General features: G+C 72.7%; 12 protein-coding genes. 4 read left to right on the top strand and 8 right to left on the bottom strand.

The features are described from left to right. Window positions 1–8 precede the first annotated feature (8 nt). Window positions 9–806, bottom strand: a complete 798-nt coding sequence (gene lipB, locus ABD374_RS05360; protein ID WP_344491470.1) for a lipoyl(octanoyl) transferase LipB — start codon at window positions 804–806, stop codon at window positions 9–11. 240 nt (window positions 807–1,046) lie between these two features. Here lipB and ABD374_RS05355 point away from each other — a divergent pair, with 240 nt between their 5' ends. Then, entirely contained in the window at window positions 1,047–2,507 is a 1,461-nt protein-coding gene (locus tag ABD374_RS05355; RefSeq protein WP_344491467.1) for an NsdA family TPR-like regulatory protein, read from the top strand. A gap of 163 nt (window positions 2,508–2,670) precedes the next feature. Here the strand turns inward: ABD374_RS05355 and ABD374_RS05350 are convergent, their stop codons facing one another. Together ABD374_RS05350 and ABD374_RS05345 are read right to left on the bottom strand one after the other, a co-directional pair. Then, window positions 2,671–3,975, bottom strand: a complete 1,305-nt coding sequence (locus tag ABD374_RS05350) for an NAD(P)/FAD-dependent oxidoreductase (protein WP_344491464.1) — start codon at window positions 3,973–3,975, stop codon at window positions 2,671–2,673. 193 nt (window positions 3,976–4,168) lie between these two features. After that, window positions 4,169–5,083 (bottom strand): TIGR01777 family oxidoreductase, encoded by a 915-nt coding sequence (locus ABD374_RS05345; protein ID WP_344491461.1) that lies wholly within the window; start codon window positions 5,081–5,083, stop codon window positions 4,169–4,171. Window positions 5,084–5,162: 79 nt separating this feature from the next. Between ABD374_RS05345 and ABD374_RS05340 the strand changes: the two genes are divergently transcribed. Both ABD374_RS05340 and ABD374_RS05335 read left to right on the top strand, forming a co-directional pair. Next, window positions 5,163–5,678 (top strand): GNAT family N-acetyltransferase, encoded by a 516-nt coding sequence (locus ABD374_RS05340; RefSeq protein ID WP_344491458.1) that lies wholly within the window; start codon window positions 5,163–5,165, stop codon window positions 5,676–5,678. Between the two features lie 94 nt (window positions 5,679–5,772). Further along, window positions 5,773–6,897 carry a PP2C family protein-serine/threonine phosphatase gene (locus ABD374_RS05335; RefSeq protein WP_344491455.1) on the top strand — a complete coding sequence of 375 codons (1,125 nt, stop codon included), beginning with the start codon at window positions 5,773–5,775 and terminating at the stop codon, window positions 6,895–6,897. Between the two features lie 16 nt (window positions 6,898–6,913). Here the strand turns inward: ABD374_RS05335 and ABD374_RS05330 are convergent, their stop codons facing one another. Then, on the bottom strand, window positions 6,914–7,438 hold the full coding sequence (locus tag ABD374_RS05330) for a DUF4240 domain-containing protein (RefSeq protein WP_344492420.1): 525 nt from the start codon (window positions 7,436–7,438) through the stop codon (window positions 6,914–6,916). Window positions 7,439–7,617: 179 nt separating this feature from the next. On the opposite strand from ABD374_RS05330, the gene ABD374_RS05325 reads away from it, so the two are divergent. After that, a complete protein-coding gene (locus tag ABD374_RS05325) occupies window positions 7,618–8,553 on the top strand; it encodes an SDR family oxidoreductase (RefSeq protein WP_344491452.1) in 936 nt (311 codons plus the stop codon). Window positions 8,554–8,556: 3 nt separating this feature from the next. Here the strand turns inward: ABD374_RS05325 and ABD374_RS05320 are convergent, their stop codons facing one another. From ABD374_RS05320 to sucB, 4 genes are all read right to left on the bottom strand, one after another. After that, complete coding sequence (locus tag ABD374_RS05320; protein ID WP_344491449.1) at window positions 8,557–9,525, bottom strand: helix-turn-helix transcriptional regulator; 969 nt, start codon at window positions 9,523–9,525, stop codon at window positions 8,557–8,559. A gap of 36 nt (window positions 9,526–9,561) precedes the next feature. Then, a complete protein-coding gene (aceE, locus tag ABD374_RS05315; RefSeq protein ID WP_344491446.1) occupies window positions 9,562–12,270 on the bottom strand; it encodes a pyruvate dehydrogenase (acetyl-transferring), homodimeric type in 2,709 nt (902 codons plus the stop codon). A 263-nt stretch (window positions 12,271–12,533) separates the two neighbouring features. Next, entirely contained in the window at window positions 12,534–13,157 is a 624-nt protein-coding gene (locus tag ABD374_RS05310) for a GntR family transcriptional regulator (RefSeq protein WP_344491443.1), read from the bottom strand. 98 nt (window positions 13,158–13,255) lie between these two features. Beyond that, window positions 13,256–14,336, bottom strand: a 1,081-nt coding sequence (sucB, locus tag ABD374_RS05305) for a 2-oxoglutarate dehydrogenase, E2 component, dihydrolipoamide succinyltransferase (RefSeq protein ID WP_344491440.1), incomplete at its 5' end; no start/stop codon positions are given.

Genomic DNA, 14,336 nt, shown 5'->3' with positions numbered 1-14,336 from the left:
GGGGCGTCCTAGGCGGAGGCCCTCTCGATGACCCGGGGGGCCGGATCAGCGTTCTCCAGTACGTCCCGCAGGTGCTTCTCGACGACCGGCAGGACCTCGTCGACGGTGACGTCCCGGCCGAGCTCGCCCGCGAGCGAGGCGACGCCCGCGTCGCGGATGCCGCACGGCACGATCCGGTCGAACCAGGTGTTGTCCGGGTTCACGTTCAGCGCGAAACCGTGCATCGTGACGCCCTTGGCGACGCGGATGCCGATGGCGGCGAGCTTGCGGTCCTCGCGGCGCTGGCCGGCGTTGGACGGGGCGTACTCGGGGCCGTTCAGCCTCGGGTCGAACTCCTCGTCCTGGAGCCTCGGGTCGAAGTCCAGGGAGAGCCCGCCGGACAGCGTGCGCTGCTCCACCGGGTCGCCGAGCACCCAGACGCCGCTGCGGCCCTCGACCCGGGAGGTCTCGACGCCGAACTCCGCGCATGTACGGATCAGGGCGTCCTCGAGGCGGCGCACGTGCGCCACCACGTCGACCGGACGCGGCAGCTTCATGACCGGGTAGCCGACGAGCTGGCCGGGGCCGTGCCAGGTGATCTTGCCGCCGCGGTCCACGTCCACCACGGGCGTGCCGTCCAGCGGCCGCTCGCTGTCCGCCGTACGCCGTCCCGCCGTGTAGACGGGCGGGTGCTCGAGAAGCAGGCACGTGTCCGGGATCTCGTCCGCGAACCGTGCGGCGTGCACCTCGCGCTGCTTCTGCCAGGCCTCCTGGTACTCGACGGCTTCCTCGCCGAACCCCAGTCGGACAAACCGCAGCTCACTCACGGCAACGCCTCCTTAGAACCTTCACCGTGCACGTATCGCGCCCCGGCCACTGTACGGCCGTGAGGGTTCCGGCCGCCGGGCAGGTCGTTTTCGTCAGTGTTCGTCAGCGTTCCCATAAATCCTCACACGATCGGATGAATGTGGGTGGAAGGTGCCGGAGCGATCTGCGGGTAAAGCTAAATTCGCGCCGTTCCATGAGGGCTGCTCCCGGAGCCCAGAAGGCAGGAGACCGCACAGCTGATGACGGAACGACCTCCGCAGCGCACCCCCAACCGCCAGCTCGCCGCGCTCATCGCGGAAGCGGGATTCTCCAATGCGGGCCTTGCCCGACGGGTGGACCAGCTCGGTCTGGAGCACGGCCTGGACCTTCGGTACGACAAGACCTCGGTGACCCGCTGGCTGCGCGGTCAGCAGCCGCGCGGCACCACGCCCGCGCTGATCGCCGAGGTCTTCGCCCGGCGCCTCGGACGGCGGCTGTCCGCCCAGGACCTCGGGCTGGACGCCTGTGCGCCCGTCTACGCGGGACTGGAGTTCGCGGCCACCCCCGAGGAAGCCGTCGACATCGTCAGCGGGCTGTGGCGCAAGGACTCCGGCAGCCACGCCGAGTTGCGCAAGATCGCGTTCACCCCGGCCGGGCTCGTCGTCCCGAGCCGGGACTGGCTGATCGGGCGGGCGGACGACCGGGTCGCGCGCCCCGATCCGCCGGCGAACGGGACCGGCGGGACGCACGGGGCGCGGGTCTCCGTCCCGGGCCGCCCCGTGATGCCCCGCCAGCGGCAGACGGACCGGGGCCCGGGGCAGCGCGTCTCGACGGGGGACATCGCGGCGCTGCGCTCGGTCGGCGAGCTGTTCCGGACGCTGGACGACGCCTACGGCGGTGGGCACGCCCGGCAGGCCCTGGTGCGCTACCTGGAGCACGAGGCGGAACCGATGCTGCGCGGCACGTACGGGGAGGCGACGGGGCGGAGGCTGTTCGCGGCCACCGCCGACCTGACCCGGCTGGCCGGCTGGACGTCGTACGACATCGCGGCGCACGGCCTCGCCCAGCGGTACTTCGTCCAGGCGCTGCGCCTCTCGCAGGCGGCGGGCGACCGGCCGTACGGCTCGTACGTGCTGGCCACCATGAGCCGGCAGGCCGTCCACCTGGGGCACGGGCGGGAGGCGGTGCAACTGGCCCGGGTGGCGCAGCAGGGCGTGGGCAGCACGGCGCCGGCCGTCGTGCAGGCGCTGCTGCACTCGGTGGAGGCGCGCGGGCACGGGGTGCTGGGGGAGGTCCGGGCGTGCACGGCCTCGCTCGCACGGGCGGAGCGGGCGATGGAGGCGGCGCGGCCGGGGGACGAGCTGCCGCACTGGGCGCGTTTCTTCGACGAGGCGCAGCTGGCGGACGAGTTCGCGCACTGCCACCGGGACCTCCAGCAGCACCGGGCGGCGGCGCAGCACGCGGAGCGGTCGTTGCAGTTGCGGGCGCCCGGCTACGCGCGCAGTCGGCTGTTCTGCCGGGTGGTACTGGCGTCGGCGCGGCTCGGGCTCGGGGAGCTGGACCAGGCGTGCGCGCTGGCGGCGGAGTCGGCGCAGCAGGCCACGGAGATGCGGTCGGCCCGGGCTCTGGAGTACGTCAGGGACTTCGAGAAGCGGCTCGAGCCGTACCGGGACGCGGCGGCGGTCCGCACCTACCGGGACCGGGTCGCGGCGCTGGGGTGAGGAGCGCCCTTCCCCGGACACCGGCGGGTGCTCCGGGGGACAACCACCCCGGAGCACCCGCCGGTCGGTGCGGTTCCCTCCTGCCCGAGCCTTCGTCGGCTCGTTCGGCCGGGCAGGGCCGCGCCGCCGGCCCTGGTCCTGCCGCGGCTCGGACGTCGGGGGCTCAGGCGGCCCCGCGCAGCTCCCCGGCCGCGTAACCGGGCTGGATGCCGAAGTCGCGGAGGATCTCCCGCGCGGCCCGGCGGCCCGAGTGGAGCGCGCCCTGCACCGTGCTCGTTTCGCGGTGGTCGCCGCAGACGTACAGGCCCGAGAGGAGCCGTACGGGACGGCGCAGGTCGTGCGGCGCCGGCATGGCCGGGACCGCCTCCTTGTCGTGGTGGACCGCGAGGAGTTCCCAGTCGTCCGTGGAGGCGCCGTAGAGCCTGGCCAGGTGGGCGCGTACCACGCGGTCGGCGTCCGGCGGGGGAGTGCCCAGGACCGTCGAGGAGATCAGCGAGCGGCCGCGCGGCGCGCGTGAGGGGTCGACCTCGCTGAGTACGGCGGTGTGCGAGACGGGGCCGCTCCGGTCGGCGTCCAGCAGGAGGGACGGGTCCGCCAGCGGGGTCGTGGGCGCGGCGTGGTGGAGGACGGTCACCTGGTGGAAGGGCGGCACCCGCAGGCCGGGCAGCAGGCCGGCGGCGGCGCGGGCGCCGGTGGCCAGCAGGAGGGAGCGGCAGCCGAACGTGCCGTGCTCCTCGGTGGTGACGGAGGTGGTGGAAGCCGAGGTCGCCCGTACGCCCGTACGCACGGTTCCCGGCGGCAGCGTGGCGGCCAGCAGCTCGGGCAGCGCGGCGGCCCCGCCCGCCGGTACGCACAGCCTGCCGCGCGCGAAACCGCGCAGCGCGAGGTCGGCGCACCGGCTGGAGGTGGTGAGGTCCGGGTCGCTGAGCAGCGCCGAGAGCAGCGGGCGCAGGAAACCGTCGACCGTACGGGACGGCAGTCCGCGCCCGGACAGGGCCTCGGCGGTGGTCCGTTCGGGGCGGGCCGTGAGGCGGTGCACCGGGGTGGCCGCGAACCGCCCGAGCGCCGCGCCCAGGCGGGCCTGGTCGAGTGCGCCGCCGAAGGGGGGCCGCGGGGCGCTCGCCAGGGCGCGCGCGGCGCTGAGCGCGCCCCGCGCACTGCCTGCCTCCCCGGCGCGGTAGTGGCGGCCTTCGCTGTGCACGAGGACGCCGGGGGAGAAGGTGCGCAGCGCGAGCCCTTCGAGCCCCGGTGTGCGGAGCAGTTCCGGATACGCGGTGCTGAGGACCTGGCCGATGCGGTCGAGCCGGAATCCGTCGACCTCCTCGGTGGCCATCCGCCCGCCGACGTGAGGGGCCGCCTCCAGGACGCCGACTGTCACACCGGCGCTGGTCAGCTGATGGGCGGCGGAGAGTCCGGCGACCCCGGCCCCCACAATGACGACGTCCGCGTGGTGTGCGGTGGTGAGCACGTGCCCCTCCCCGAGGTCGGCGTGACTGTGGGGGACTCATGCCCTCGCAGGTCCACGGAATGCCCGCAATCGAGGTGCAGCGTAGAAGCGGACGGGGGGAGGGCGCAGTCGCGCACCGACCGGAGCATCGGAGCACAACCGGAGCACAATGGTCGGGCACGGTCGCATAGCGGACAGGGACGATCCGAATCGGTCAGCGTGGCTCGGGTCGGTGCAGCGCCGCCCGCACCGCGTCGTCGATCTCCGGGAAGGCGAACGAGAAGCCCGACTCCTCCAGCCGCCGCGGCAGGGCCCGCTGGCTGCCCAGCACGTCCACGGAGAGCTCGCCCAGCGCCAGCCGCAGCGCCGAGGCCGGCACGGCGAACGGCGTCGGCCGTCTCAGCACCCGCCCCATCGCTTCCGTGACCTCCCGGTTGGTGACCGGTCGCGGCGCCGTGAGGTTCACGGGACCCGAGAGCGACTCGGTGTCGATCAGATGACGCAGCGCCGCGATCTGGTCGTGCATCGCGATGAAGCTCCAGTACTGGCGGCCCGACCCCAGCCGCCCGCCGAGCCCCGCCCTGAAGAGCGGGAAGAGCCTTCCCCAGGCGCCGCCCTCGCGTGCGACCACGAGCCCGGTGCGGGCGAAGACCGTCCGTACGCCCGCATCCTGGGCCGGAGCGGCGGCCTCCTCCCACTCCACGCACACGGACGGCAGGAAACCGACACCGGGCGGCGCGTCCTCGTCGACCGCGCGTTCCCCGGTGTCCCCGTAGAAGCCGATCGCGGAACCGCTCACCAGAACCTTCGGCGGCACGTCCAGGGAGGCGACGGCTTCGGCGATCGCGGCCGTACCGAGGACCCTGCTGTCGCGGATCTTCTTCTTGTACGCCGCGCTCCAGCGCCGGTCGCCGATGCCCGCCCCGGCGAGATGGACGACCGCCTCGCACCCGGCGAGCCCGTCGGCGTCGACGTACTGCCGCTCCGGGTCCCAGGTCACCTCCTCCGCGCTCCGCGCCGCGCGCCGCACCAGGCTGACGACCTCGTGTCCGTCCGCGCGCAGGGAGCGCGCGAGCGCCGTACCGATGAGACCGGACGAGCCGGTGACCGCAATCCGCATGCCGTCCATCCTGCCCCCATTCCGGGCCTGCCCGGCCCTGTCCGGGCCCGGACGTGTCCGGACGTGTTCGCGGGGCACAGTGACAGCCATGACGGAACCCCGTATCGCACCCGTCCGTCCCGCCATCCGTCCCGCCACGCGGGCCGACGACGAGGAGCTGGCCGCGCTCGACCGGGAGACCTGGTCGCCGGTGCACTCCGTGCAGCCGAGGCCGCAGCCGCCGTACGGCCCGTTCTTCGGCGAGGGCGACCGCCCCGAGGACATCCTGGTGGCCGAGGCGGACGGCGTGATCGTCGGATACGTCCGGACGGTCCGGCCCACCCCGCTCGCCTCCCACGCGCACGTCCGGCAGATCCAGGGCCTGGCCGTGGCGGAGCGGGCCCGGGGCCGCGGGACCGGGCGCGCGCTGCTGCGCGCGTCCCTCGACGCGGCGCGGCGCCAGGGCGCCGTGCGGATGACACTGCGGGTGCTCGGCCACAACGCGCCCGCGCGTGCGCTGTACGAGGCCGAGGGATTCGTCGTCGAGGGCGTGCTGCCGGGCGAGTTCCACCTGAGGGGGGAGTACGTCGACGACGTGTTCATGGGGCGGGCGCTGACTGCCTGAGCCATAGTGGGAGAGGTATGAAGGAGCTCCGGATGCCGCCCACTCCCCCTGCCTCGCCGGCGGCCCGCGCGACCGGCCGCGGGCCCTTCGCCCGATGAGTTCGGTCCGGGCCAGAGGCGTCGAAGAGACCCCCGGCGGGCTGCGCGGAACGCCGCAGCCGCGCTGGCTGAGGGTTCTGCCCGCGGTGATCCTCGCGCTCCTCACCTTCGCCCAGCTCGTCACCCCCCAGACCCTCGAACTGGGCTACTTCGTCGTCGCCGTGACACCGGTCGCGGCCCTCGCCTACGGCCCGGTGACCGTCGCGGTGCTCGGCTGCCTCACCCTGGTGGCGCTGAGCCTGCCGTACGGCCGCCGGATCTGGGACGTCGAGACCCCGGACCTGCTCGCGGTGGTGGTCGTCGTCGTGCTCAGCGTGATCATCGCCCGGGTGCGCACCCGCCGCGAACAGCAGCTGGTGACGGTCCGCACGGTGGCCGAGGCCGCCCAGCTCGCCGTACTGCCGCCGCTGCCCGCCGCCGTGGGCCGGGTGCGGTGCGCGGGGCTGTACCGGGCCGCGCAGCGCGGGACGCTGGTGGGCGGCGACCTGTACGACGTACGCGAAGGGGCCCACGGCGTACGGGCCCTGGTGGCCGACGTGCAGGGGCACGGGCTGGAGGCGGTCTCCACGGTCGCCGCGCTGCTGGGCGCCTTCCGCGAAGCCGTACTGGACGAGGAGGACCTCGCACGGGTGGCGGCGCGGCTGGACAGGCGGCTGGTCGTGGACTCCACCGTCGTGGAACACGCGGAGCTCTTCGCCACCGCGGTCGTGCTGGAGTTCCCGGACGGCGAAGCCGTCGTACGGGTGGTCAGCTGCGGCCACCCGCCGCCGCTGCTGCTGCGGGACGGGGCGGCGCACGAGATCCCGGTGGAACCGGCGCCGCCGCTGGGCCTCGGCCTGGCCAGGGCGGCCTTGGCCCCGGTGGTCTGCGTACCGCTGGAGCCCGGGGACCGGATCCTCGCCCACACGGACGGGGTGACGGAGGCGCGCGACACCTCGGGTGCCTTCTTCCCGCTCGCCCGGCGGCTGCCCGCGCTGGCCGCCTCCGTACCGGAGGACGACCTGCTGGCCCTCAACGAGGCCGTGCACCGGGACCTGGTGCGCTACGTGGGCAGGACGGAGGACGTGCACGACGACGTGGCCCTGCTCGTGCTGGAGCCCGGGGACGTCGACGGCCGGTAGCTTCCCACCCGCCTTTTCACCGGTACCCGCCGAACCGTTCCCACAGCCGGGGGTAGCGGTCGGCCAGGGCCGCGTCGTCCTCGAAGTCGAAGGGGGCGCCCTCCGGCTCGGGTGCCTGCGCCGGGACCCCCAGGTCCGGCGCGACCGCGCCGGTGAGCTGCTCGTACGCCTCGTCCGCCGCGTACCCCAGCTCCTCGCCGTCCCCGTCGACCTCCTCGTCGAACTCGTCGAGGAGGCCCGCCAGGTTGTCCGGATCGTGCAACGCCCCCTCGAAGACCTCCCGGCCCCGGCCGATCAGCCAGCAGCGGAAGTAGTCGAAGGCGTCGTCGCTCGCACCGCCGAGCAGTACGGCCGCCGCGCCCCACAGGTCCCAGCGGTACGCGCGGTTGTAGCGGGCCTCGAAGTGTCTGGCGAAGTCGAGCACGGAATCGGGGTCCCGCTGGAGCAACTGCTCGACCAGCAGGTCGGCGTGGTCCTCGGGGTCGCCCTCGGCGGCCTCGCGGGTGGCGTCGATGATCTCCCAGAATTCCGTCTCGTCCATCACGGGACAAGCATCGGCCTTGGCCCGGCCCCGTGCACGCCCTGTCCCCCGGATGCGGCTGTGTCGTTACCGGACACACGTCGAGAGGAGTAATCACGACAGGAGATGTCGGTTTTCGCTGCCAGGGTTGTTCCCCGTACGGGACGAAGAGCACGGACAGCGGTACCGAAGGAGCGGACATGAGCGAGCAGGACGCACCACTCACCGGCAGGATCGCCCTGGTGGCCGGGGCCACCCGGGGCGCGGGGCGGGCGATCGCCGTGCAGCTGGGGGCGGCGGGGGCGACGGTGTACGTGACCGGGCGCACCACCCGCGAGAAGGTCAGCGAGGTCGGGCGGCCAGGCGAGACCATCGAGGAGACCGCGGAACTCGTCACCGCGGCGGGCGGCACCGGGATCGCCGTACCCACCGACCATCTGGAGCGCGACCGGGTGCGCGCCCTGGTGGAGCGCATCGACCGGGATCACGGGCGGCTGGACGTCCTGGTCAACGACGTCTGGGGCGGCGAGCACCTGGTGGGGGAGGTCCTCGAGAACAAGCCCAGGATGTGGGAGTACGACCTCGACAAGGGCATGCGGATGCTCGAACTCGGTGTCCGCAGCCACATCATCACCAGCAGTCTCGCCCTGCCGCTGCTGGTGCGGAACCCCGGCGGCCTGGTCGTCGAGGTCACCGACGGCACCGCGGAGTCCAACCGGCGCTACCGCGAGAACTTCTACTACGACCTCACCAAGAACGCCCCGATCCGCATGGCGTTCTGTCTCGCCGAGGACCTGAGGGACTTCGACGGCACGGCGGTCTCCCTCACCCCCGGCTTCCTGCGCTCCGAGCAGATGCTCGACATGCTGGGCGTCACCGAGGACACCTGGCGGGACGCCGTCGAGAAGGTCCCGGAGTTCGCGATCGCCGAGTCCCCGGTCCTGGTGGGGCGCGCGGTGGCGGCGCTGGCCGCCGACCCCGGCAGGCGGCGCTGGAACGGCCGGTCGCTGTCCAGCGGACAGCTCGCCAAGGAGTACGGCTTCACCGACGCGGACGGTTCCCGGCCGGACGCCTGGCTCTACTTCGAGGAGGTCGTCTGGGGTGACAAGGACGCCCCGGCGGACGACTACCGGTAGCGCCTACGCGTAGAGCTCCCGCATCCGCCTCGCCGTCCGCGCGAACCGGTCGCGCAGCTCGCCCGGTTCCAGCACCTCCGCCTCGGGGCCGAGGGGCAGGAGCTGGCCGTGCGCCACTTCGGGGGACTCGACGCGCAGGGTCACGGTGATCCGGCCCTGCGCGTCGGGCGGCCCCGCCGCGTCCAGCGCCTCGCGGGCCGCGGCGCGGTCCGTCGCGTACGGCAGCTGCCGTGCCCCTGCCTCCGACAGCCGCACCACCACCTCGGTGCGCAGGATCGAGCGGGCGAAATCGGCGGCCCGCTCCTCCCAGAACTCCGGGAGCACGAAGCCCGCGTCCCGTACGAAACGCTCCTCGGACACGACCACCGCGGTGAAGCGGTCGATCCGGTACACCCGGAAACCACCGTCCGCGCGGGCGCACAGGTACCAGACGCCGGCCTTGAGCACGAGGCCGTACGGTGCCAGTTCCCGTTCCGTCTCGGAGCCCTGGCGGCGCCGGTAGCGACAGGTGATCGTCCGGTCGTCCCAGACGGCTTCCGCGATCGCCGGCAGCAACTCGGGCGTCCTCGGCTCCTGGTACCAGCCGGGCGCGTCGAGGTGGAACCGCTGCGCGGCCGTGTCGGAAGCGTCCCGCAGCGAGGGGAGCAGCGCCGCCGACACCTTCAGCCGCGCGGCCGACGCGGCGTCGTCGAGCCCCATCTCCCGCAGCGCGCCGGGCAGTCCGGACAGGAACAGCGCCTCGGCCTCACTGCGGGCGAGCCCGGTCAGCCGGGTGCGGTACCCGCCGCTCAGCCGGTAACCGCCGGTCCGGCCCCGGTCGGCGTACACCGGAATGCCCGCCTCCGACAGCGCCTGCGCGTCCCGGGTGACGGTCCGTTCGGAGACCTCCAGCTCACGGGCCAGCTCGGCCGCGGTCATGGAGGGGCGGGACTGGAGCAGGAGCACCATCTTGATCAGGCGGGCAGCGCGCATGACGTCATCATGCACGCTGCCTCCGACGGACCGTTCCTACAGGCCGTACCGCTCGCGGGCCTCGGCCACCGCCTCCGCCTTGACCTCGCCCCGGCGGGCGAGCTGGGCGAGCGCCGCGACCACGATCGACTGGGCGTCGACGCCGAAGTGACGGCGGGCCGCCTCGCGGGTGTCGGAGAGGCCGAAGCCGTCCGTACCGAGCGAGGAGTAGTCCTGCTCGACCCACTGGCTGATCTGGTCGGGGACCTGACGCATCCAGTCGCTCACCGCGAGGACGGGACCGGGCGCGCCTTCGAGCGCGCGGGTGACGTACGGCGTGCGCAGTTCGCCGCGCAGCAGCGCCTCGTCGCACTCCAGCGCGTCGCGCCGCAGCTCGCCCCACGAGGTGGCGGACCAGACGTCGGCCGCGACGCCCCAGTCGGCGGCGAGGAGTTCCTGCGCCTCCAGGGCCCAGTGGATCGCCGTACCGGAACCGAGCAGCTGGATGCGCGGGGTCTCGGCGGTGGGGGCGCCTCCCTGCTCGAGCAGAGCCGAGAGCTCGGGGGAGTTCGCCGCCTCCTTGAAGCGGTAGAGACCCTTGAGAATGCCCTCCTCGACGCCTTCCGGCATCGCGGGCTGCGGCTTCGGCTCGTTGTAGACGGTCAGGTAGTAGAAGACGTTCTCGGCCTCGGGGCCGTACATCCTCCGCAGACCGTCCTTGACGATGACGGCGATCTCGTACGCGAACGCCGGGTCGTAGTTGAGCGACGCCGGGTTGGTGGACGCGATCAGGTGCGAGTGGCCGTCCGCGTGCTGGAGGCCCTCACCCGTCAGGGTCGTACGGCCGGCCGTCGCGCCCACGATGAAGCCGCGGCCGAGCTGGTCGCCGAGCTGCCACATCTGGTCGGCGGTGCGCTGCCAGCCGAACATCGAGTAGAAGATGTAGAACGGGATCATCGGCTCGCCGTGCGTCGCGTACGACGTCGAGGCGGCGATGAAGTCGGCCATGGCACCGGCCTCGGTGATCCCCTCGTTGAGGATCTGGCCGTCCTTGGCCTCCTTGTAGTACATGAGCTGGTCGCGGTCGACCGGCTCGTACGTCTGGCCCAGCGGCGAGTAGATGCCGGCCGACGGGAACAGCGACTCCATGCCGAACGTGCGGGCCTCGTCGGGGACGATCGGGACCCAGCGCTTGCCGGTCTCCTTGTCCCGCATCAGCTCCTTGGCCAGGCGCACGAAGGCCATGGTGGTGGCCATCTCCTGCTTGCCCGACCCCTTGAGGAGGGCGCTGAAGGAGCGCTCGGCGGGCTCGGGCAGGGCCACCGCGTGCACCCGGCGGGCCGGGGCGGGGCCGCCGAGGGCGGCGCGGCGCTCCTGGAGGTAGCGGACCTCGGGGGAGTCGGGGCCGGGGTGCCCGTACGGTACGAGCTCCTCGTCCAGCTTGGCGTCCGGGATCGGCAGGTCCAGCAGGTCCCGCATGGCGCGGAACTCCTTGCCGGACAGCTTCTTCATCTGGTGGTTGGCGTTCTTGGACTCGAAACCCGGGCCGAGCGTGTAGCCCTTCACCGTCTGCGCGAGGATCACGGTCGGCGCGCCCTTGAACTCCACGGCCGCCTTGTACGCCGCGTACACCTTGCGGGCCTCGTGGCCGCCGCGCGAGGTGAAGAAGCACTCGGCGATCTTCGCGTCGGTCAGCAGCTTCCCGAGCTCGGCAAGCGCCGGTTCGGCGCCGAAGAAGTGCTCGCGGATGTAGGCGACGTCACGGGTCGCGTACGTCTGGAACTGGGCGTCCGGCACCTCGCGCAGGCGGCGCAGCAGCGCGCCCTGGGTGTCGAGCCGGAACAGCTCGTCCCAGGCGGAGCCCCACAGCGTCTTGACGACGTTCCAGCCGGCGCCGCGGAACTGGGCCTCCAGCTCCTGCACCACACGGAAGTTGGCGCGGACCGGGCCGTCGAGGCGCTGGAGGTTGCAGTTGATGACGAAGGTCAGGTTGTCGAGCTGCTCACGGGCGGCGAGGGTGATCGCGGTGGTCGACTCGGGCTCGTCCATCTCGCCGTCGCCGAGGAACGCCCAGACGTGGGAGTGGGACGTGTCCTTGATGTTGCGGTTCTGCAGGTAGCGGTTGAAGCGCGCCTGGTAGATCGCGGAGAGCGGGCCGAGGCCCATCGACACGGTCGGGAACTCCCACAGCCAGGGCAGGCGTCGCGGGTGCGGGTACGACGGCAGTCCGTCGCCGCCGGCCTCCTGGCGGAAGCGGTCGAGCTGGTCCTCGCTCAGCCGGCCGTCGAGGAAGGCGCGGGCGTAGATGCCGGGGGAGGCGTGGCCCTGGATGTAGAGCTGGTCGCCGGAGCCGTCCCCCTCCTTGCCGCGGAAGAAGTGGTTGAAGCCGGTCTCGTACAGCCAGGCGGCGGAGGCGAAGGTGGCGATGTGGCCGCCGACGCCGAAGCGCGAGCCGCGGGTCACCATGGCGGCCGCGTTCCAGCGGTTCCAGGCGGTGATGCGGGACTCCATCGCCTCGTCGCCGTCGAAGGCGGGCTCGGCGGAGGTCGGGATGGTGTTGACGTAGTCCGTCTCCAGCAGCTTCGGCAGCGCGATGCCGGCGCCTTCGGCGTGCTGGAGCGTGCGGCGCATCAGATACGCGGCCCGATGGGGGCCTGCGGCCTTGGTGACGGCGTCGAGAGAGGCCGCCCATTCGGCGGTCTCTTCGGTGTCACGGTCCGGGAGCTGGTCGAGCTCGCTCGGAGAAATGCCTACGGGGTCGGTCACGATGGCCGCCTTCCGGACAGGAGGGGGGTGGAGAAAAAGGGGGGCCTTGTCTGGCAGGACAGGGCGGTGGAGCACGGGTCGGGTGGACCCGTCGTCGACTGTAAGTCTCTGATCGATGATCGATCAAAGCCTGGGGCGAAAAAACTTCTCCGTACAACGAAATTGGCATTCCGTGCCGCGAAATGGGGCACGCGGTGCCGAGATGTATGCGGCATTTCGGGCACGGGGCGGAGGAGGGAGGGGTGGGCGGCAGGCAGTACGCGTTACGCGCGCGGGGCGCAGCCCAGGACGTGGGCCTTGACCAGGGTGCCGATGGCCGGGTCGCGGCGGCGGAAGGCCTGCACCAGGGCCTCGTGCTCTTCCGCGTACGACTTCTGGACCGTCCCCAGCCAGCGGATGGACAGCGCGGTGAAGACCTCGATGCCCAGGCCCTCCCAGGTGTGCAGCAGGACGCTGTTGTGCGCCGCGCGCACCAGCTCCCGGTGGAAGGCGACGGTGTGACGCACCTGCGCCGTCCCGTCCGCCGTGCGGTCCGCCTCGTACAGGGCCGCCACGTGCGGCTCCAGCGCCGAGCAGTCCTCCGCCAGGGCGGACGCCGCCAGCTCGGCCGCGATCTGCTCCAGACCGGCCCGTACGGGGTAGCTCTCCTCCAGGTCGGCCGCCGTCAGGTTCCGTACGCGTACGCCCTTGTTGGGCGCCGACTCGATGAGGCGCAGGGACTCCAGCTCGCGCAGCGCCTCCCGTACCGGCGTCTGGCTGACCTCCAGCTCGGTGGCGATCCGGCGCTCCACGATGCGCTCGCCCGGCTTCCAGCGTCCGCTGACGATCCCCTCCACGATGTGCTCGCGGATCTGCTCGCGCAGCGAGTGGACGACGGGCGGGGTCATGAAGCGCTCCTTCAAGCCGTGTTCGGTCTCTAGACCATACGGCGGCGCCCCCGCCCGGATGACTCCGGACGGGGGCGCGGGTGCTGGTGAGACGAGTGTTACAGGCCGAGCTCGACCTCGAACTCGCCGGCCTCCAGGATCGCCTTGACGGCCGTCAGGTAACGGGCCGCGTCGGCGCCGTCCACCAGACGGTGGTCGTAGGAGAGGGCCAGGTAGGTCATGTCGCGGATCGCGATGGTCTCGCCGAGGTCCGGGTGGTCGATGACCACCGGGCGCTTGACGGTGGCGCCGATGCCCAGGATGGCGACCTGGTTCGGCGGCACGATGACCGTGTCGAACAGCGCACCGCGCGAACCGGTGTTGCTGATCGTGAAGGTCGCGCCGGACATCTCGTCCGGGCTGATCTTGCCGGAGCGGGCCTTGCCGGCCAGCTCGGCGGTCTTCTTGGAGATGCCGGCGAGGTTGAGGTCGCCCGCTCCCTTGATGACCGGGGTCATCAGACCCTTCTCGGCGTCCACCGCGATACCGATGTTCTCGGTGTCGAAGTAGGTGATCGTGCCCTCGTCCTCGTTGATCCGGGCGTTGACGACCGGGTAGGCCTTCAGCGCCTGGGCCGCGGCCTTGACGAAGAACGGCATCGGGGACAGCTTGACGCCCTCGCGGGCGGCGAACGCGTCCTTCGCCTTGTTGCGCAGCTTCATCAGCTTCGTGATGTCGACCTCGACGACCGAGGTCAGCTGGGCCTGCGAGTGCAGCGCCTTCATCATGTTGTCGCCGATGACCTTGCGCATGCGGGTCATCTTGACCGTCTGGCCGCGCAGCGGGGACGCCTCCAGGGACGGAGCCTTGGAAGCGGCCGCCGGAGCGGCGGCAGCGGCCGGAGCCGGGGCGGCGGCGGCCTTGGCGGCCTCCGCCGCGGCCACGACGTCCTGCTTGCGGATACGGCCACCGACGCCGGTGCCCTTGACCGAGCCCAGGTCGACGCCGTTCTCGGCGGCGAGCTTGCGGACCAGCGGGGTCACGTACGCGCCGTCCGCGTCGCCCGAGGCAGGGGCGGCGGGGGCGGGAGCGGCCGGGGCGGCGGCCGGAGCCGGAGCCGGAGCGGCGGCGGGCGCGGGCTGGGCCGGGGCCGGAGCCTCGACAGCGGCCTCGGCGGGAGCCGGCGCCGGTGCCTGCGCG

Source organism: Streptomyces enissocaesilis, from assembly GCF_039533765.1.
GTDB classification, from domain to species: Bacteria; Actinomycetota; Actinomycetes; order Streptomycetales; family Streptomycetaceae; genus Streptomyces; species Streptomyces enissocaesilis.
The sequence above is the reverse complement of the archived record's forward strand: the minus strand, read 5'-3'. Positions and strand labels throughout refer to the sequence as shown.